Origin of the sequence: Streptosporangium becharense (genome assembly GCF_014204985.1) — a bacterium.
GTDB classification, from domain to species: Bacteria; Actinomycetota; Actinomycetes; order Streptosporangiales; family Streptosporangiaceae; genus Streptosporangium; species Streptosporangium becharense.
Genome location: NZ_JACHMP010000001.1, coordinates 5,317,606 through 5,335,980 on the forward strand (window position 1 = coordinate 5,317,606; position 18,375 = coordinate 5,335,980).

Sequence of the window (18,375 nt, forward strand, 5' to 3'; positions counted from 1 at the left end):
CGTGGGCGCCGCCGTCCGCGGACGTCCATGCTGCTCACAGGGGGTGAGCTTGCGCTCGGTGCTTCCCGGAAAGCGGCGGATCGCGGGTCATCCGGCGCAGGGAGACCGGGCTGCCAACCGATCACAACCAAGTTCAAAGGGGAGGGGTGGACACTGACGCCCCATGCGGGTTCCAGTAGTACTTCAGCACAGCGTCGCAGAGTGCGGGGCCGCCTGCCTCGCGATGATCCTCGGCGCACACGGGCATCACCTCTCCATGCGTGCCCTGGCCGACGAGATGGGCATAGGCCGCGACGGCGTCAGCGCGCTCACCCTGGTGCGCGTCGCACGGGCACGCGGGCTGACCACTCGCGCGTTCTCCCTGCCGGCCGAGCAGGTGCACGCGATCCCCCTGCCGGCCGTCGCGTACTGGCGATCCCGGCACTTCGTGGTGGTGGAGCGGGTGGCCGGGGAACGGATCACGATCGTCGACCCGGGGATCGGGCGGCTCAAGCTCACCCGGGAGGAGTTCGCGAAGGACTACAGCGGTGTGGCCTTCACCTTCGCCCCCTCCCCTGACTTCGAGCGGGGACGTTTCGGCGAGCAGCGCTCCTGGTGGTCGCGCTACATCCGGTTCAGCGTCCTGAACCACCGGGGCATCCTGGCCGTGCTGGTGCTGCTCAGCCTCGTCCTGCAGGGGCTCGGGCTCGTCCTGCCCGCCGTCACCGAGAGCATCGTGGACCGGGTGCTGGGACGCGGGGAGATCGACCTGCTGTCCCTGCTGGGGCTGGCCGGGGTCGCGGCGGTGCTCGCCCATCTCGCACTGGGAGCGGTGCGGGCCTGGGCACTGGTCGTGCTGCGAGCCCGTGCCGACACCGTCCTGCTCGACGATCTGGCCAGGCGGTTGCTCGCCCTGCCGTTCCGCTTCTTCGCCCACCGGGGCTCGGCCGACCTGGTCGCGCGGATCACCGGGGCCAGTCTGTTGCGGGAGATCCTCACCGGCCAGGTGTTGTCGGCCCTGCTCGACGTCCCGCTCGCCGTCGTCTACCTGGTCGCGGTCACCGTCCGGTCGCCGCTGCTCGGCGGAGTGCTCGCCCTCTTCGCCGGTGCCCAGTTCCTCGTGGTCCTCCTCACCCGGCAGCGGATCCGCGACCTGGTCCACCGGGAGCACGAGGCGCGCAATGACGCGCAGGGACAGCTCATCGAGGCCGTCAAGGGCATCGAGACGATCAAGTCGGCCGGGGCGGAGCCTCAGGTTCTGCGACGGTGGACCCGCCTGCTGGACGTTCAGATGCGGCGGGTGCGGCGAAGCTCGTTCGCCCAGGGCATGCAGGACACCGTCCTGGCGGCGCTGAGGTTCGCCGCCCCGCTGGTGCTGCTGTGGGTCGGCGCGTGGCAGGTGGTGGAGCACCGGCTCACCGCGGGTGCGATGCTCGGTGTACTGGCATTGGCCGCCGCCGCGTTGGCGCCGCTGGCGTCGTTGACCGGCAGCCTGCGGGGTCTCCAGACCGCCCGTGCCCAGGCCGAGCGGCTCGCCGACATCTGGGAGACCGCTCCCGAGGCCGTCTCCGGCGCTGCTTCCGACGGTGGTTCCGGCGCTGTTTCCGGCGGTGTTTCCGGCGGTGGTTCCTGCGGTGTCCGTGACGGTGCGACGGGTGATGAGGGTGCGGCTCCGCGCACATCCCCCCCGGCCCCGGCCCCGGCTGACGGCTGTCTCGGCGGCACGGCGCGGGGGAGCGGAATCGAGATGAGGGGGGTCGGTTTCCGGTACGCGCCCGAAAGCCCGTGGATCGTCCGCGGGATCGACCTGAGCATCGCCCCGGGGCAGAAGGTCGCACTGGTCGGCAGGTCGGGGTCGGGCAAGACCACCCTGGCGCGGCTGCTCCTGGGGCTGTTCCCACCGGTCGAGGGTGAGATCCGCTACGACGGGGTGCCGGTGTCCCGGCTGGATCGGGGACGGCTGCGGCGCCGCTTCGGGGTGGTCACCCAGGAGCCGGCCCTGTTCACCGGCTCGATCGCGGACAACATCGCGCTGGCGAGTCCCGACGCGTCCCCGGACGAGGTGGAGGAGGCCGCCCGGCTGGCGTGCGTCCACGACGACATCGCCGCCATGCCCATGGGGTACCACACCCCGCTCACCGAGGGGGCGGGACTGTCCGGCGGCCAGCGCCAGCGGATCGCCCTGGCCAGGGCGATACTGGCCCGTCCGGAGTTCCTGCTGCTGGACGAGGCCACCAGTCACCTCGACACCGACACCGAGGCGGCGCTGAGCACGAGCCTCGGCACCCTTCCGCAGACGCGGATCGTGATCGCCCACCGGCTGAGCACGATCAGGGACGCCGACCTGATCCTGGTGCTGGACGGTGGCCGGATCGTCGAGAGCGGCGTGCACGACACGCTGATCGACTCGGCCGGCCTGTACGCGGGTCTCGTCCGTGCGCAACTCTCGGTGGGCCCCTGACGGGCCCGGCATCGTGGTCGTTCCCTGACGCATGACAAGCCCCAGCGAAGTCGATCACGACATGCGACTTCAAGCTTCACCAGACGTTCACAAGGAAAGAGCGCGATATTCGCCGTGAGATCACTTTCTCACAAGGAAAGGAGGAAGGCTTCATGAGCGCGACACCGCGTACGGAACTCGGGGACATCGCCCCGGTCGGTATGGAGCTGGACGAGAGCGCGCTGGGCGCCATCAGCGGCGGTGCGGGCCCCGTGATCGTCACGGGGGAGTACTTCGACCCGCCGGGCTGGTGCCAGGACGACAAGCCTCCGTCGAAGGTGCCGTGGTGACGGCTGTCCCTGCTTGAGGGGGACGGATCTCACCGGACACGGGGACGGCGCACGTTCCCGCGTCCGGTGACCCTGTCGTCCCGGGCCCGCCGCGGATTCCCCGCGGCGGGCCCGGGACCCGCGCAGCCAGCTCTCGAAGGAGATCCGTGTCACCTCCGCATGTTCTCGTCCTCACATGTGACGACGACCCGCACGCCGACCACGTGCGGCGCCTGCTGGACCGGCGCGGCGCTCGCACGACCGTCTTCGACAATCGGGACTACCTCCTCCGGGCCCACGTGGAGCTGGCGTACACAGCCCGCGGGTTGGCCCGGCGGTTGCTGCACACCGAGTCCGGCACGCTCGACCTGGACTCGCTGACCGCGCTGTGGTGGCGGCGCCCCGGGTGGCCGGAGGCCCACCCGGCGATCACCGACCCCTCGGTGGCCGAGTACGCGGTCAGGGAGGGTGTGCACCTGATCAGCGACCTGTGGGAGCACCTGACGTGCCGCATGGTGCCCGCGCGCGAGTCGGTGTTCCAGCGGGCCGAGCACAAGCCGTCCCAGCTCACCCTGGCCGCGGAGCTGGGGTTCGAGATCCCGGAGACGCTGATCGCGACCCAGGCGGACGCCCTGTGGGACTTCCACAACCGCCATGACGGGCGCATCGTCACCAAGACCCTGGGGTTGCCGCGGGTGGAGAACCTCGCGGCGGGCCACACGGTCATCCGCAAATGCGACTTCGTCTCGGCCCGCGACCTGGCGTACGCGGAGGCGCTGCGGTTCTGCCCGGTCATCGTGCAGGAGTACGTGCCCAAGCGGCTGGAACTGCGGGTGACCGTCGTCGGCCGGCGGGTGTTCGCGGCCGAGATCCACTCCCAGGACAGCAACCGGGCGATGGTGGACTGGCGCCGCTACGACCTGGGAGGCACCCCACACCTCGTGCACCGGCTTCCGGACGAGGTCGCCGAGCGGTGCCTGGCGATGACGGACCGTCTCGGGCTCTCCTACGGGGCCTTCGACCTGGTCCTGACCCCGGACGACCGGTACGTGTTCCTGGAGATCAACCCCAACGGGCAGTGGCTGTGGATCGAGGAGCTGACCGGCCTGCCGATCAGCGAGGCGGTCTGCGACCTGCTGCTGGAAGGAGCCTGACGTGTCCGAGACGGTGCCCCCCGGGCTTCTCGACGACGCCCTGGAATGGCTGCGCGGACTGGACGGCGTGCCGCCGGAACGTGCCCGCGAGTGGCTGCCGGAGCTGCGTGAACGGCATCCCGGGGTGCGAATGCGACTGCTGTGGCAGCGCGAGGCCGCCGTCGACGAGTACCACTACGACCTGCTGCTCCCCTCGTCCGAGGGGACCGTCTCACTGGCCTTCGCCCCGGACCGGGTGATCCCCTGGCCGCTGCGCGGAGGCCAGCGCTCCGGCGAGCAACTCGTGCTGCGCGTCAACGGCGTCGACATCACCATGGGGCAGGCCGTCTCGGCCCTGGACGTGCTGTGGGAGGACGCCGACCTGGCCCGGCGGCTGGTGAACGCCGCCCTGGTCGACCAGGTCCTGGCCACCCGGCAGACCGACCTGTCCACCGACCGGCTCCAGCAGGCCATGGACGCCTTCCGCCGGGCGCGGGGGCTGCTGACCGCCGAGGCGACGCGGCGGTGGATGGCCGAGCGCGGTGTGAGCCACGCCCGCCTGGAGGAGATCGTGGCGGGCGAGGCGGCGGTGGCGGACCTGCGCCGTGAGGTGGTCGAGGAGCAGCCGGTGGAGGACTTCTTCGCCGCCCGTCGCGAGGAGTTCGACCGGTTGCGCGTGGTCAGGCTGCGGTACGCCGACCCCGGCCGCGCCGACGCCGTCGCGGCCTTCCTGCGCGACGGAAGCGCGCCGCCCGACGGGGTGGACAAGGACGCCGACCCTGTCGCGCTGGCGACCGGGGAGGTGCTGGCGGGTGTGGCCACCTGCCGGATGGAGGCGAACGGCAGGGGTGACCTGACCGCGCTCTTCGGCGCTCCGGCGGCGGAGGCGCGGGCCGGTGCGGTGCTCGGGCCCGTGCGGCTCCCGGACGGCGGCTTCTGCGTCGCGTACGTGCTGGTCGTGGAACCGGCGGTGCTCGACGGGGTGACCCGCGGGCTCGTCGAGAGGCGGATCTTCGACGAGTGGCTGGAGGAGCACCGACGCCACGCCCACGTGGAGTGGTTCTGGGGCAGCAAGGCCCGCACCGACGAGATCACCGCCGAACTGCGTTCCTGATGCGGGACGTACCGGGGGTGGGCCGGGTTGTTGACGCGGGCCGTGTCGGGGAGCGAGCTGCGTTCCCGACGCCGGCCGTGCCGGGGAGAGCACCCGGGCGCGGCTCCGCGGACGTCAGTCGCGCAGTGAGCCGCCGCCGTCGATCGACCAGGTCTGACCGTTGATCCACTCGGCGTCGTCGGACAGCAGGAAGGCCACCACGGCCGCCAGGTCGGACGGCCTGCCGAGACGGGTGCTGCGGGTGCCGACCAGCCCGGCGGCCAGGAACTCCTCGCTCATGTGGGTCATGCCGGTCTCGCTGAGCACCATGCCGGGTGAGACGCCGTTGCAGCGGATGCCCTTCTTGCCCCAGCGGGAGGCGACGTGCCGGGTCAGCGCGTTCACGCCCGCCTTGGACGCGGCGTAGGCCGGGCGCAGCGGCTCACCCACGAACGCCGCGTTCGAGGAGGTGTTCACGATGGCCCCGCCGCCGCGTTCCAGCAGCAGCGGGATCACCGCCCGGCAGGAGTGCGCGTAGCCGATCAGGTTCACTTCCAGGGTGCGCCGCCAGACGGCCGCGTCCATCGCCGACAGGTCGCCGTCGTGGCCGATGGTGCCGGGTGACAGGTCGGCGCCCACGTTGAACAGGCCGTTCACCCCACCGAGATCGGAGACCGCCCGGTCCATCAGGGTGCGCACGGACGCCTCGTCGGACAGATCGAACCCGGCCGCCAAGGCCGTGCCGCCGGCCGCGATGATCCGCCCGGCGGTCTCCTCGGCTCCCGCGACGTTGACGTCACCGATCAGGACACGGCACCCCTCCTCGGCGAGCCGTACGGCGGTGGCGGCTCCGATGCCGGTGGCACCTCCGCAGATCACGATCCGTTTTCCGGTCAGACCACGCATGCGTCCTCCGATCGTGTGGTGTCACCCGGGGAGGGTGACCGGGCGGGCAGATCGGGTCCCCCGGGAGGCGACCGGGTGGGCCCAGGGTGTGCATCACGGGAGCGGGTGGGCGAGGGTGTGTCACCGCGGGAGCGGGTGGGCCGGGATGTGTCAGCGTGGGGGCCGGTCGGGCCGGGGCGTGTCACCGCGGGAGGGTGACCGGGGCGGCCCGAAGGCCGACGATCGCGTCGATCAGCCCGGTCGCGGCGTCATCCCAGGTGACTCGCGGTGTGGTGACGTTCTCGTGGCTCTCGTGCAGAGCGCGTTCGCGTTCGGTGCCGCGTCCGAGTTCGAGGCCGGGGTCGCTCTTGGGTTCGTGCCCGCGTTCGGGGCCGGGTCCGCGTTCGGGTTTCGTGGTGGTGCGGACCATCGTCACCACCGGACCGGGACCTGTCGCAACCCGCCGACGACGAGCCCTTCCCGGGTGGGCAGCTCACCGGGGGGTACGGCCAGCTCCAGGCCGGGCAGCCGGCGCAGCAGCACGGCCAGCACGGCCTGCAGTTCGGTGCGCGCCAGGGCCTGCCCCAGGCAGGCGTACGGGCCGACGCCGAAGGCCAGGTGGGCGTTCGGCGAACGGCGCAGGTCCATGGTGTCGGCCCGGTCGAAGGTCTGCTCGTCGCGGTTGGCCGAGGCCATGCTGCACACCACGGTGGTGCCCGCCGGGAGCCTGCGGCCCCCCACCTCGATCTCCTCCGACAGGTAGCGGGGCATGCCGAAACCGGGGTTGGCGTCGAAACGCAGGACTTCCTCCACCGCGGTACGCACCAGGGACGGGTCGGCCAGCAACTCCTGCCAGCGCGTACGGTCGGCCAGCAGCATCGCCGTCATCTTGCCGATCATGTTGGCGGTGGTCTCGTGCCCGGCCACCAGCAGCGCACGGGCGGTGCCCAGCATCACCATCTCGGTCAGCCGGCCGTCGGCGGCGTCCACGATCGTGATCAACTCGCTGAGCAGGTCGTCACCCGGCCGCTCGCGCTTGGCCGCGATGTGCTCCTGGAGGTACGCGGTGAAGGCGGCCTCGGACCGGTCGATCTCGGCCTGTTCGTAGCGGGTGAGGCTGAGCATGGTGTCGGACCAGTAGGAGAAGCGGTCGCGGTCGGCGTCCGGCACGCCCAGCAGGTCGCAGATCACCCAGACCGGGAGCGGGAAACCCAGCGCGCCGACCAGGTCGGCGGGCGCGCCTTGCGCCGTCATCGCGTCGACGAGCTGCTCGGCCATCGCCTCGATGCGTGGCCGCATGGCCGTCACCCGCTTGGCGGTGAACGACCGGCCGATCAGCCGCCGCCACTGCTGGTGCGCCTCCCCGCCGGCGGCGGCCACCCCCATGCGGTCGGCGCCGAACACGCCCCCGGACTCATTGGCCGTCACCCGGGCGGCGTCACCGGCGTCGAGCTGCCGGGTGAAACGCGGGTCGGACAGCACCTGCTTGACGTCGTCGTAGCGGGTCAGCAGCAGCGCCTCGTCCCCACTGGCCAGCCGGATCGGCGCCACCGGGCAGCTTTCCCGCAACCGGGCCCACTCCGGCGGAGGTTCCAGCGCGGTGGGGTTCCGGAAGGGATATTCGGGCACGGAGTCACTCATCGCAGCCTCCTACGCGAGCTGACATCCCGATCCAAGACAGGCGACTCGGTTAAGTCAAGTGACTCATCAGACGGGATCGCGATGAGCATCCGAGTGCTCTGCCGGGGCAACCCGCCGAGGACCCCGCCGGGGTCAGCTCGCCGAGCGCTCCGCCGGAGTCCTCGGCAAGCATCCCGCCGGGGTCAGCCTGTCGAGCACCCCGCCGGGATCAGCCTGTCAGGCGCTCCACCGGGATCAGCTTGCCGAGCATCCCGCCAGGACGACCTCCTCCAGTACCACCGAGGCGGTCGGCTGCTCGGGCAAGTTGTACTGCCCCGCGGTGACGGCGACCACCAGGTCCAGCTCGGGTGCCACGTAGATCCGCTGGCCGCCGTTGCCGAACGCCCCCACCCATGTGTCACCCACGTACCACTGGTAGCCGTAGCCGGAACCCCTGTCCGTCCGCACGCGCGGGTACAGCGCCTCCGCCAGCCAGGACGCGGGCACGACGTCGCGGCCCCCGTCGAGCACGAGCCGCCCGACCGCCAGGAGACCGCGCGGGGTGAGCCGCAGGCCGGAGGCGGCCAGCGCCACCCCGTCGGCGCCGGTCGACCACTCGAAGCGCTCGATCCCCAGCGGCTCGAACAGCCTGGCGCGCGCGAACTCCTCCAACACCAGCCCGGTGCCCCTCTCCACGAGCCGCGCCACCAGCGCCGACGCGCCTCCGCAGTACGACCAGCGCGTGCCGGGCTCCTCCACGACCGGCCGCTCCAGGATGTAGCGGAAGCGGTCGGGGGCGAGCTCCATCGCGATCTCACTGTTGGCCGGGCTCGTGTAGGGGGCACTCTCGTCCCACTCCAGGCCGAGCGTCATGGTGAGCGCGTGCTCGATGGTCAGCGCGGCACGCCGGGGATCACCGACCAGGTCCGGATACTCCGGGAAGTGCCGCAGCAGCGGCTCGTGCGGTTCCGGCACCCGGTCGTCGGCCAGGGCGATCCCGTACAGCAGGCCGACGACGCTCTTGGTGACCGAGCGGACGTCATGGAGCGTGTCGGGGGTGAACCGCACGTGCCCGAGCGGCTCGCCCATCCTGAAGTCCTCACCCTCACCGTAGTGTTCGAGGATCACTTCGCCGTGCCGGGCGGCGACGACGGCATGCAGGCCGGGCACCCGGCCCTGTTCGACGATCCGGGCGAGACGGTCGGTGAGCGTTCGGTTGTCCATGATCCTGTTCTATGCCCTGCCACAGTGTCAGGGCCAACCCGGCCGTCGGCCGGCACCGCGCGAGAACGGCCGGCCGAGCCGGAGCCTCCTCGGACGGCCCGCTGGAGCCTCGGTGGCCGCTTCGGAGGGACGGTCCGGTGGGGTCTCGGCGGTCATCTGGGAGGGACCGTCCGGTGGTGCTCCGGTGGCCACCTCTGAGGGGCCGTCCAGTGGCGCTTCGGTGGCCACCTGGGAGAGCAGCGCCGTCGCCTGGGCGACCGTCAGCCGTTCGGCGGGGTCCTTCCGGAGCAGGCCCTCGATCACCGGCCGGAGCCGGTCCGCGTACCGGGTGGGGGCCGGCGGTCGGAAAACGACCGCCGCGAGCGTGCCCATTGTGCTCTCCTCCTCGAACGGCCTGCGGCCCTCGACCGCCTCGTACAGCGTCACGCCCATCGCCCACAGGTCGGCGGACGTGGAGGGGCGCTGGCTGAGGATCCGTTCGGGCGCGAGGTAGGGGAGAACGTCGGTCAGATGCTCGAATGAGCAGTCGATGACCCCGCGGACGACCGCGGAGATCCAGAAACCGGTCAGCATCACCCGGCCGTCCTCGAAGAGGATGTTGGAAGGTCTGACATCCTGGTGCAGGATGCCGTACGTCTCGCTCATCCAGGCCAACGCGGTGATCACCTGTAGCCCGATCTCCGCGACCCTGACCTCGTCCAGCCGGCCCTCGGTCTCGATCACCCGGGCCAGGGACGGCCCTTCGACGAGATCCATGACGATCCACGGCAGGCCGTCCTCCTCGACGACGTCGTGGACCGCGACGATGCCGGAATGGCTCTTCACCCTGGTCATCGGACGCATCTCGAGAGGGATACGCCGCAGCCACAACTCACGGCTCTCGGCGGGCATCCAGGCGGGCGGCACCACATCCCTGATCGCCACCGCCCGGTCGAGCGACTCGTCCCAGGCTCGTCGGACGGTGCTCGTGCCGCCTTCACCGAGCGGAGACAGCAGCCGGTACCGGCCCGCCAGCACACGCGGGAGATCTTCGGACATACGGGCGAACCTACCGGGTGCGCCGGCGCTCGGAGGCGGCACCGGTTTCACTGTTCCCCGCCGGTCTGGGGGTGGCACCGGTTCCACCGCTGCCCGCCGGTCTGGAGGCGGTACCGGTTCCACCGTTCCCCGGCGTCACTGGCAGGCTGGCGGCATGCGGATCGACCTTCACACTCACTCCACGGCCAGCGACGGCACCGACTCCCCCGAAGCCCTGGTGAAGAAGGCGGCCTGGGCGGGGCTCGGCGCGGTGGCGCTCACCGACCACGACACGACCACCGGTTGGGACGCCGCCGGGGCCGCGCTGCCCCCGGGCCTGACGCTGGTGCGCGGCGCCGAACTGTCGAGCCGGTGGTACGGGGAGGAGGCCGCGATCGAGATGCACCTGCTCGCCTACCTGTTCGACCCCGGCCACGAGCCGCTGGCCGCCGAGCTGAGCCGGGTGCGCCGGTCCAGGGAGGAACGGGCGGAGAGCATGGTGGCGCTGCTGAACGCCGACGGCATCGACGTCACGGTCTCCGAGGTGCGCGAGTACGCCGCCGGTGGCACCGTCGGCCGCCCCCACCTCGCGCGGGCGCTCATCCGGCGCGGCCTGGTCGCGACCGTCGACGAGGCGTTCACCCCCGAGTGGCTGGGCCGTCGCTACCGCCTGGCCAAGGCCGACATCGACGCGTTCGCCGCGATCCGCCTGGTACGCGAGGCCGGCGGCGTGCCGGTGCTGGCACACCCCAGGGCGAGCAGCCGGGGACGTATCCTGCCCGACACGGCGATCGCCGAGCTTGCGGCGGCCGGCTTGTGGGGCATCGAGGCCGACCACATGAACCACGCGGAGGCCGACCGGACGCACATCCGTTCCCTCGCCCGCGACCTGGGGCTGCGGGTGACCGGCTCCAGCGACTACCACGGCACCAACAAGACCATCGGGCTGGGCGACTTCACCACCGACCCGGACGTCTACGAGGACCTGGTCGCCACCGCGACCGGCACCGTGCCCCTCACCGGAGCGTGACGGAGTGCCCGTCGCCGCTCGCCGCATGAGCCGTCGCTCGCCGCATGAGCCACCGCTCGCCGCATGAGCCACCGCTCGCCGCATGAGCCACCGCTCGCCGCGCGGGTCGCTCTGCTCGCCGCGCGACCGGTGATGATCGGCTTCGGGGGCCCGAGCCGTGATCGGGCCCGGACACGGGAAGGGGAACGCCACCCGCCGGAATCCCGGCCGCGCGGTCAGTACCCCGCGGCCGGGTCGATCGCCCCTTCCAAGGGCCGTCCCTCCCGCAGGTTGCGCACGTTCCGCTCGACCCGCTCGCAGAACATCCGGGTGACGTACTCGGCGGAGTCCGCGCAGTGCGAGGTGATGAGGACCCTGGGGTCGTCCCAGAGCGGGTGCCCCTCGGGGAGTGGTTCGGGGTCGGTCACGTCCAGCCCGGCGGCGGAGATCGTTCCCGCGCGCAGTGCCTCGACGAGCGCGCCGGTGTCGATGTGCGCGCCGCGGGCGACGTTGACGACGGCGGCGTGCTGAGGCAGCAGCGCCAGCTCGGCGGCGCCGACGACGTGCCTGGTCTCGGCGGTCAGCGCGAGGGCCAGCACCAGGATGTCGGTCTCGGGGAGCACGGAGTGCAGGGCGGAGGACGACAGCGTCTCGTCGGCCCCCTCGACCTTCTCGGGCCGCCTGCGGACCACGGTGAGGCGGCAGTCGAACGGTCGCAGGATCCGGACGAGTTCCGCGGCGATGCCGCCCCCGCCGAGGATCGTCACCCGCCGCCCGCCCAGGGACACGGGATCGATCGGGTGCCAGCGCGGGGTGCGCGCCTGCCGGGCGAGGTTGCGCAGGCAGGCCAGCATCAGCATGAGCGCGTGCTCGGCGACCTGCCCGGCGAACGACCCCTTGGCGCAGGTAAACGTCACCGGCCGGTGGAACACGTCGGTCACCGCGAACCTCTCCACCCCGGCCCAGGGGAACTGCACCCACCCGATCCCCGGGTGGTCGTCCAGGAGCGACCGCAGCGGCTCCGGTTCGCCGGGGATGAGCCACACCAGCCCGTTCGCCTCACCCGGCGCGACGACGGCCCCGCCCCCGGCGGCGACGGCCTCCTCGACCCGGGCACGCAGGCGGCCGAGAGCGGGGGAGTTGGGACGGTCGTAGGCCGCCCCCATCTCCGGGGAAGGGGCTATCGCGATACGGGCATCCATAAGGGCCATTGTGTCGTGGCACACCTGCCGGACCCCGGTCCGGCCGGTCTATCCTGACCAGCCACGGTGTTCAGGTGCGTACATCAGCGGATGCGCCGGCGTTGCCGGCGCGCGCTCCTGATCGACGACGACACCCCGATCACCAGGACGAGGGCCGACACCGTCCACGAATGCGGGACGTCCGCGTCCAGCTTCGGGATGGCCCACACCATCACTTCGTCGTCGGCCACCCCGAACACGTAGATCGGGACCGCCGTCGCCAGCGGCAGCACCCAGGCCAACCGGCGGCCGAACCACCGCCCCGACAGGCAGGCGATCCCTCCCCACCACAGCAGATTCCGCAGGGCGGCACTGACCGTCTCGGAGCTTCCACCGATGAACAACCCTCCGGTGAGCCCGGCCGCTCCGGCGAGCAGGAAAGCGCTCAACTGGCAGAGGTCGATCCGGGCCATGGGGCGTGCGGCGACGGACTCGAAGCCGGCCATCCGACTGTGGAGGCTCATCACGGCGACGCAGGCGAACGGAATCGGCATCAGCACCGCGACGGGAACCGGCGTGGGCAGGTGATTCCACGCCTGCGGGAAACTCACCGACAGGCGGCCCCAAGCCGCGGTCGCCACGCTCAGCACCACGAGCGAGGCGGCCAGCGGGGCGAGACCGCGTGCCCGGGCGAAGGTGCGACGGATCACGAACTCCTCCGGCGTTCGTGTCCTTTCCCGCGTGATCGGGACGACCGCCGGCCTATCCACCGCAGCCCTCCCAGGTTCTCGCGACCTGCTGCTTGACCCAGGCGAGCTGCTGGGCGTGCGGTTTGGCGAGTGCGGCGTCGACGTCACGCCCGACCTCGCCGGGAAGCAGGAAAGACGGATCATTCGTCACAGACGTCAGGCCGCTCGCTCTGGCCGTCAGCCACACCCAGACCTTGCCTCCGACCGTCGTCCGTTCCTCCGCCTCAGCCTCGGACGCGTCGGCGCATCCACGGAACGAGGGCATGGCTGCGATCGCCATGTCGGCGATCATGGGTTTGATCGCGCTGAGCGCGGTGAACGTCGGTTTGCCCTCGGTCAACCCTTCGTCGTAGTAGGTGGCGGGTAGGGGAACCACGCCTCCGGCGACGCTCGCGATCAGCCGCGACGCCCGTGTGGCGTCGTTCAGATAGGCGCGGTTCTCAGGCCACACGCACACCTGCGGCACGCCCGCTGCGGATTCCCCGCACAGGGGCCGGGCCACCGGAGCGCGCGGCACCTGCAGCGGGCCTGACACGGCCAACCAGCCGAGGGCGACCACTCCCGCGAGAAGAGGAAGCGTCACCTGCCGCGTGGAGCGGGACGAAACCCTGGTGGCGGGAATGATGATCGCCATCATCACGCACGCCACAGCGAACATCGATCTCGCTGCCAGGACCGCAGGGCTCAGTTCCAGTTTGGCGGGTCCTGTGACGACCGAGAGATCGAAAGGGGAGTTCGGAGGAGCGAGGAAGCCGGCCACGAGCATGGCCGTCCCCATGAGAGGCGGGACGAGCCGCGAACCGGAGAGCCGGCCCGCGAGGTGGCCGACAGCGACGCTGAATGTGAGCGTGGTCAGGCTGAGGAGCAGGTAACTGGGCCAGAGGAAGCCCGTACCGATCTTCGACATGACGAGGAACTGGATCGATGCCGTCGTCAGCAGAAGCCCGATCCACGCGTAGGCCATCGTGCCCAGCAGGTGCACGGCTTCTACCTGCCAGGCAGGCCGGGAGGCCGCCACGAGTTGATCTTGCAGTCCCGCGCGTCGGTCCCGTTGCGCCGACCATGCGGCGACACCGGCGAGGATGACCACCGAGAACCGCGTCGCGGCGAACGAGGTGGTGGCGCTCGCCTCCGGCCAGACCAGCCAGGTCTCCGACCACCCCCATGCCACCAGCGCGCCTGCGACGAGGGTCAGGGGAAGAAGCCACAGCATTATCGAGCGGCGCAGCTCGATGCCGAACATCGTTCTCATGCCGGAACCGCCGCCGAACGCAACGCCCAGATGTATCCGGACTCAAGTGGCGTGTCACCCGGTGTGTCGGGGGTCGCGTTCGCCGCCAGCTCGGCGGGAGTTCCCGAGAAGACGATCCTGCCGTCCGTGATGACGTGCAGGCACGTGCAGACCGCCGCCACGTCCTCCACCAGGTGAGTGCTGAGCACCACGGTCGCGGTGGAGGCCAGGGTCCTGATGAGTCTCCGGAAATCGAGCCGCTGTTCAGGGTCGAGGCCCACGGTCGGCTCATCGAGAAGTATCAATTCGACGTCGCCCACGATCGCCTGGGCGATGCCCGCCCTGCGTAACATGCCCCCGGACAGCTCCCGCATCCGGTTCTTGCGTCTGTCGGCGAGTCCTACCTGCTCCAGAGCTCTCAGGGTTGCCTCGTGTGCTTTGCGGTCGGGAACCTCGCGTAACCAGGCGCAGTAGCGTACGAATTCGTAGACGGAGAAGTTCGGATGATAACCGAATTCCTGCGGAAGGTAACCGATTTTCTTCCGGACCTCCCGCACATCCTTTTCGCCGGTGATTCTCCTGCCGAGCAGGCGCAGTTCGCCGCCGCCGGGCGGCGTCACGGTCGCGAGTGTTTTGAGCAGCGTGCTCTTACCCGCGCCGTTCGGTCCCAGCAGTGCGACGACACCGGCGTCGGCTCGCATCGTCAGGCCGGAGATGACGGTGCGCGAGCCATAACTCTGCACCAGCCCTACGGCTTCGAGACCAGGCATTACGTGAAACCTCTCTCATTGCTCGTCCGTCAAGGCGGAGCACCGGACCCGGCCTCTCGGTCGGCCGGGTCCGGTGCCGGGTGCAGTCCCACACACCCTCCGCTTACCCATGCCGGTGCAGTCGACCTTGCCGTAGGTCTTACCCCCGTGCTTGATGCAGGTCGGCATCGCCGATCCCGGCCCGGCCGCGAGAGTCGCGGTTACGCCGGCGTTCTCGATCACGGTGGCGAGGCCGGCCGCAATCCGCCGGGTGCTGTTGCTCACACCGGAATTCTTCGCGGGGGATCCTCTTCCCCCTGGGCGTATTCCATAGTCATAAGGATGGTTGCGAAACGACGCCGCCCTTTCGAATCTCCCGCAGCCTACGATCGTCATCGTATGACTTGCATATAAGATTTGTACAAGCAATGCTTCAAGAAGCCCTCGATGGAGCGGCTTCCTGCTGGATATTCTGACCCAGTGTCACGAGGCGACTTTGGCCGGTGACGCGGGTCACGCCTCGGCGTCCGAGGTCTTTGTGGCCTCTACGAACGCCGGAGGTATCTGGAGAGTGAGCGTTCGCCGAGCCGGAGCTTTGGACATGGCCGTGAATGGTAAGCGTCAGCGCGACACTCATCGATGCGGTTCAGGTGTCGAACGACACATTTCTCGTCATGGGTGAAGAAGCCCTCCTGGGCGAGGCCCCGGTCGGGACGGAGGACCCCTGGAGGATCCGTTCTTCGGCGAATGAGTAATTCTTCCCGTCCGGCAACGGCGTCCTGGTCACCGTCGAGACCAGTGACCAGGGCGCCATTGCCATTGCCACCGATGCCATGGTCGAGCCGTATCCGCGGTGCGGCTGCTCGGGACGGCGCACGTACGCGAGTGTGAAAACCAGCCGTGAGGTTGCCGTACCGATGACCCACAACCGGACCGCAAGTTCCCCCTCCTACGGTGGTCACCGATCACAACCCGGCGTTGGAAGAGAATGAGGGAACACGATGACGGTGGTGAACCACGCGCTCCGGAATGCCCGGAGGCGGATCAACAAGTTCCTGCGCGAGGAATCGGACACGCTGGATCTGTCGAATCTGGGACTGGTCCGGGTGCCTGAGGAGGTGGCCGGACTTACCCATCTGCGGGTACTGGACTTGAAGGCCAACTACCTGACCGGGCTGCCTCAGTTCCTGACGGACCTGCCCGAGCTGACCGAGCTCCACCTCACGGGCAACCGCACGCTGACCGAGCTGCCCGAGTGGATCGGCGAGCTGACCGGACTGACCGGCCTCGACGTCTCGGTGACCGGGCTGCGCCGCCTTCCCGACCCGATGGGCAAGCTCACCGGCCTGGTGACACTCGGCTTGAGCAACCTCCACGACCTGGAGGAGGTGCCCGAGTGGATCGGCGGTCTCACCCGGCTCGCCCGGCTCAAGATGTGGTACGCGGGGCCGGGCTGCTTCCCGGAGGCGATGGGTGATCTCACCTCCCTCACCAGGCTCGAAGCGAGCTATGCTCGGCCCGCCGACCTCTCTCCGTGGCTGGGCAGGCTGACCGGCCTGACATATCTCGACCTGGGGGCCATCCCGCTGGGCACTCTGCCGGAGTCGATCGGCAACCTCACGGCCCTCACCTGCCTCAGACTGTGGGGCGACCGGCTGACCGAGCTGCCGGAGTCGATCGGGAACCTCACCGCCCTCACCTCCCTCATCCTGAGCGGGAACCGGCTGACCGCCCTACCGGAGTCGATGCGGGCCCTCACCTCCCTGACCAGGCTCGACCTGCAGGAGAACCGGTTGGCCGAGCTGCCGGAATGGCTGGGCGGACTGACCGAGCTCACCGAGCTGCGCCTGGACGGCAACGACCCCCGCCCCCGGGTTCCGGCCTCGCTGCGCGCGCTCGCGCGGACCGACCCCGACTGGCGCCGCTTCCTGGCCAGCCGCAACCGCTGAGCTTCTCCTGGCGGGTGAGGAGACCGACGGTCCCTACCGGTGATGGAACATGGGGGTAGCGGGGGACACGTGGACGTGGGCAGCCGGCCCGAGGGCTCGCCCTGGGGGCCGCGGACACCGCGGAGCCGCGGTCGCGGAATGCTCGTCGAATGGTCGAATGAGGGAAGGCGCGCCAGGGACGCCGGTCGGCCGGCCCCGGCGACCGTACTCCGTCATCGCTGCGCTCGCTCGGGCGCGGCCGTACCCCCTACCGGCCGGGCATCACGGCCAGGTGTCCTCGATGCCCGGGACAATCTGCGCCAATGATCCACAAATGGATCGCAAGTTCCCGTCGCTACGGTGATCTCCGGTCAATTCATGGTGACGGCAGGGGGAAATCAGGATGGCGGCGGCGAACCTTGTGCTGCGGAACGTTCGGCGACGGATCAACAAGTGCCTGCGTGAGGGGTCGGACACGCTGGATCTGTCGAGTCTGGGGCTGGTCCGGGTGCCCGAGGAGGTGACCGAGATTCCCGGCCTGCGGATGCTGAAACTGGCATGCAACCACCTGACCGAGCTGCCCCGGTTCCTGACCGACCTGCCCGAGCTGACCGAACTGAACCTCGCGGACAACCGCACGCTGACCGAACTGCCCGAGTGGATCGGCGAGCTGACCGGGCTCACCAGCCTTGACGCCTTGGCGACCAGGCTGCACCGCCTTCCCGACTCGATGGGGGAGCTCACCGGACTCAGGAAACTCAACCTGAGCATCATCCGTGATGACTCGGAGGGGGTGCCCGAGTGGATCGGCAACTTCACCCGGCTCACCGAGCTCAAGGTGTGGTATGCCGGGTCGGCCTGCTTCTTCCCGGCGTCGATGGCCAACCTCACCGCCCTCACCAGGCTCAACCTGAGGGCGGCCGGCAAGCCTGCCGACTTCCCTTCGTGGCTGGGCGAGCTGACCGCTCTGACGCACCTCGGCCTGGCGGGCGGTCACCTGACCGCCCTGCCCGAGTCGATCGGGAACCTCACCGCCCTCACCTCCCTCAGCCTGTGGGACAACCAGGTGACCGAGCTGCCGGAGTCGATGGGGAACCTCACCGCCCTCACCTCCCTCCACCTGGACAAGAACCGGCTGACCGCCCTACCGGAGTCGATGCGGGCTCTCACCTCCCTGACCAGGCTCGGGCTGCGGGAAAACCGGTTGGCCGAGCTGCCGGAGTGGCTGGGTGAGCTGACCGAGCTCACCGAGCTGCGCCTGGACGGCAACGACCCCCGCCCCCGGGTTCCGGCCTCGCTGCGCGCGCTCGCGCGGACCGACCCCGACTGGCGCCGCTTCCTGGCCAGCCGCTACCGCTGAGCCCTTCACGATAAGTGGTGGGCGACAGGCCCACCCGCCGTCGTGCGCGTGGTCGCGGCGCGCTGTTCCCTGTCGATCACAGCTGCACGAGGACGAGGTTCGTGTTCTCCGCGGGCCCGTTGCCCACCGGTGACCGGCGGGGGCGAATCCTTCCCAGGTGGGAAGCGTGGTTTACGGCCGATCGGCATGGAGCGGCGCCGCTCCGTAATCCGATCGGACGGTCACCGCGACCTCCTACTGGGCGTTAAGTCATATGCCACGAAGTGCGAACTAAGCGGGCGAATATTTTTTCTGTGTAGACCTAAAACGACCAAATAACATACAGTCCCATTCACGCCCTTGGCCGAACGGCCCGGGGCGATCGACTTCGCAGATCTTCGACCCCCGCCAGCCCCCGTCCGATCGCGCCTTCCCTCCGTGATCACGTATTCCGCGACCACGGAGTGGC

At 70.2% G+C, this 18,375-nt stretch carries 16 protein-coding genes; 7 read left to right on the forward strand and 9 right to left on the reverse strand.

The genetic code is table 11. From position 1 onward, the window contains the following. The first annotated feature begins 163 nt into the window (after positions 1 to 163). The 4 genes from F4562_RS23360 to F4562_RS23375 all read left to right on the forward strand — a co-directional run bounded on the left by F4562_RS23360 (position 164) and on the right by F4562_RS23375 (position 4,995). Positions 164 to 2,440 carry a peptidase domain-containing ABC transporter gene (locus F4562_RS23360; RefSeq protein ID WP_184541145.1) on the forward strand — a complete coding sequence of 759 codons (2,277 nt, stop codon included), beginning with the start codon at positions 164 to 166 and terminating at the stop codon, positions 2,438 to 2,440. A gap of 152 nt (positions 2,441 to 2,592) precedes the next feature. Then, a complete protein-coding gene (locus F4562_RS23365; protein ID WP_184541144.1) occupies positions 2,593 to 2,769 on the forward strand; it encodes a hypothetical protein in 177 nt (58 codons plus the stop codon). 146 nt (positions 2,770 to 2,915) lie between these two features. After that, entirely contained in the window at positions 2,916 to 3,902 is a 987-nt protein-coding gene (locus F4562_RS23370; RefSeq protein WP_184541143.1) for an MvdC/MvdD family ATP grasp protein, read from the forward strand. Between the two features lies 1 nt (position 3,903). After that, entirely contained in the window at positions 3,904 to 4,995 is a 1,092-nt protein-coding gene (locus F4562_RS23375) for a TIGR04500 family putative peptide maturation system protein (RefSeq protein WP_184541142.1), read from the forward strand. A 114-nt stretch (positions 4,996 to 5,109) separates the two neighbouring features. Here F4562_RS23375 and F4562_RS23380 read toward each other — a convergent pair whose 3' ends face one another. From F4562_RS23380 to F4562_RS23400, 5 genes are all read right to left on the reverse strand, one after another. Next, positions 5,110 to 5,880, reverse strand: coding sequence for an SDR family NAD(P)-dependent oxidoreductase (locus F4562_RS23380; RefSeq protein WP_184541141.1), 771 nt, complete (start codon positions 5,878 to 5,880; stop codon positions 5,110 to 5,112). 181 nt (positions 5,881 to 6,061) lie between these two features. After that, on the reverse strand, positions 6,062 to 6,289 hold the full coding sequence (locus F4562_RS36430) for a hypothetical protein (RefSeq protein ID WP_221206785.1): 228 nt from the start codon (positions 6,287 to 6,289) through the stop codon (positions 6,062 to 6,064). A gap of 2 nt (positions 6,290 to 6,291) precedes the next feature. Next, the gene (locus F4562_RS23390; RefSeq protein WP_184541140.1) at positions 6,292 to 7,500 is read right to left on the reverse strand and encodes a cytochrome P450; all 1,209 of its coding nucleotides are present in this window, start codon (positions 7,498 to 7,500) and stop codon (positions 6,292 to 6,294) included. A gap of 234 nt (positions 7,501 to 7,734) precedes the next feature. Next, a complete protein-coding gene (locus tag F4562_RS23395; RefSeq protein ID WP_184541139.1) occupies positions 7,735 to 8,703 on the reverse strand; it encodes a serine hydrolase domain-containing protein in 969 nt (322 codons plus the stop codon). Positions 8,704 to 8,730: 27 nt separating this feature from the next. After that, positions 8,731 to 9,741, reverse strand: a complete 1,011-nt coding sequence (locus F4562_RS23400) for a serine/threonine-protein kinase (RefSeq protein WP_184541138.1) — start codon at positions 9,739 to 9,741, stop codon at positions 8,731 to 8,733. A gap of 154 nt (positions 9,742 to 9,895) precedes the next feature. Between F4562_RS23400 and F4562_RS23405 the strand changes: the two genes are divergently transcribed. Further along, entirely contained in the window at positions 9,896 to 10,750 is an 855-nt protein-coding gene (locus F4562_RS23405; RefSeq protein ID WP_184541137.1) for a PHP domain-containing protein, read from the forward strand. A gap of 215 nt (positions 10,751 to 10,965) precedes the next feature. On the opposite strand, the gene F4562_RS23410 is transcribed toward F4562_RS23405, so the two are convergent. From F4562_RS23410 to F4562_RS23425, 4 genes are all read right to left on the reverse strand, one after another. After that, on the reverse strand, positions 10,966 to 11,931 hold the full coding sequence (locus F4562_RS23410; RefSeq protein ID WP_184541136.1) for a D-isomer specific 2-hydroxyacid dehydrogenase family protein: 966 nt from the start codon (positions 11,929 to 11,931) through the stop codon (positions 10,966 to 10,968). 83 nt (positions 11,932 to 12,014) lie between these two features. Continuing rightward, positions 12,015 to 12,620 (reverse strand): hypothetical protein, encoded by a 606-nt coding sequence (locus F4562_RS23415; protein WP_184541135.1) that lies wholly within the window; start codon positions 12,618 to 12,620, stop codon positions 12,015 to 12,017. 52 nt (positions 12,621 to 12,672) lie between these two features. Further along, the gene (locus F4562_RS23420; protein WP_184541134.1) at positions 12,673 to 13,902 is read right to left on the reverse strand and encodes a DUF7224 domain-containing protein; all 1,230 of its coding nucleotides are present in this window, start codon (positions 13,900 to 13,902) and stop codon (positions 12,673 to 12,675) included. A 5-nt stretch (positions 13,903 to 13,907) separates the two neighbouring features. Beyond that, positions 13,908 to 14,660, reverse strand: coding sequence for an ABC transporter ATP-binding protein (locus F4562_RS23425; RefSeq protein WP_184541133.1), 753 nt, complete (start codon positions 14,658 to 14,660; stop codon positions 13,908 to 13,910). 980 nt (positions 14,661 to 15,640) lie between these two features. Between F4562_RS23425 and F4562_RS23430 the strand changes: the two genes are divergently transcribed. Both F4562_RS23430 and F4562_RS23435 read left to right on the forward strand, forming a co-directional pair. Then, positions 15,641 to 16,588 (forward strand): leucine-rich repeat domain-containing protein, encoded by a 948-nt coding sequence (locus F4562_RS23430; protein WP_184541132.1) that lies wholly within the window; start codon positions 15,641 to 15,643, stop codon positions 16,586 to 16,588. A 382-nt stretch (positions 16,589 to 16,970) separates the two neighbouring features. Next, a complete protein-coding gene (locus F4562_RS23435) occupies positions 16,971 to 17,927 on the forward strand; it encodes a leucine-rich repeat domain-containing protein (RefSeq protein ID WP_184541131.1) in 957 nt (318 codons plus the stop codon). The last annotated feature ends 448 nt before the right edge of the window (positions 17,928 to 18,375 follow it).

Excerpts from the sequence above, each read along its gene's own strand:
- F4562_RS36430 (WP_221206785.1), bottom strand. The coding sequence starts at position 6,289 with ATGGTCCGCACCACCACGAAACCCGAACGCGGACCCGGCCCCGAACGC.
- F4562_RS23420 (WP_184541134.1), bottom strand. The coding sequence starts at position 13,902 with ATGTTCGGCATCGAGCTGCGCCGCTCGATAATGCTGTGGCTTCTTCCC.
- F4562_RS23390 (WP_184541140.1), bottom strand. The coding sequence starts at position 7,500 with ATGAGTGACTCCGTGCCCGAATATCCCTTCCGGAACCCCACCGCGCTG.
- F4562_RS23365 (WP_184541144.1), top strand. The coding sequence starts at position 2,593 with ATGAGCGCGACACCGCGTACGGAACTCGGGGACATCGCCCCGGTCGGT.
- F4562_RS23435 (WP_184541131.1), top strand. The coding sequence starts at position 16,971 with ATGGCGGCGGCGAACCTTGTGCTGCGGAACGTTCGGCGACGGATCAAC.
- F4562_RS23395 (WP_184541139.1), bottom strand. The coding sequence starts at position 8,703 with ATGGACAACCGAACGCTCACCGACCGTCTCGCCCGGATCGTCGAACAG.
- F4562_RS23360 (WP_184541145.1), top strand. The coding sequence starts at position 164 with ATGCGGGTTCCAGTAGTACTTCAGCACAGCGTCGCAGAGTGCGGGGCC.
- F4562_RS23405 (WP_184541137.1), top strand. The coding sequence starts at position 9,896 with ATGCGGATCGACCTTCACACTCACTCCACGGCCAGCGACGGCACCGAC.
- F4562_RS23425 (WP_184541133.1), bottom strand. The coding sequence starts at position 14,660 with ATGCCTGGTCTCGAAGCCGTAGGGCTGGTGCAGAGTTATGGCTCGCGC.
- F4562_RS23400 (WP_184541138.1), bottom strand. The coding sequence starts at position 9,741 with ATGTCCGAAGATCTCCCGCGTGTGCTGGCGGGCCGGTACCGGCTGCTG.
- F4562_RS23380 (WP_184541141.1), bottom strand. The coding sequence starts at position 5,880 with ATGCGTGGTCTGACCGGAAAACGGATCGTGATCTGCGGAGGTGCCACC.
- F4562_RS23430 (WP_184541132.1), top strand. The coding sequence starts at position 15,641 with ATGACGGTGGTGAACCACGCGCTCCGGAATGCCCGGAGGCGGATCAAC.
- F4562_RS23410 (WP_184541136.1), bottom strand. The coding sequence starts at position 11,931 with ATGGATGCCCGTATCGCGATAGCCCCTTCCCCGGAGATGGGGGCGGCC.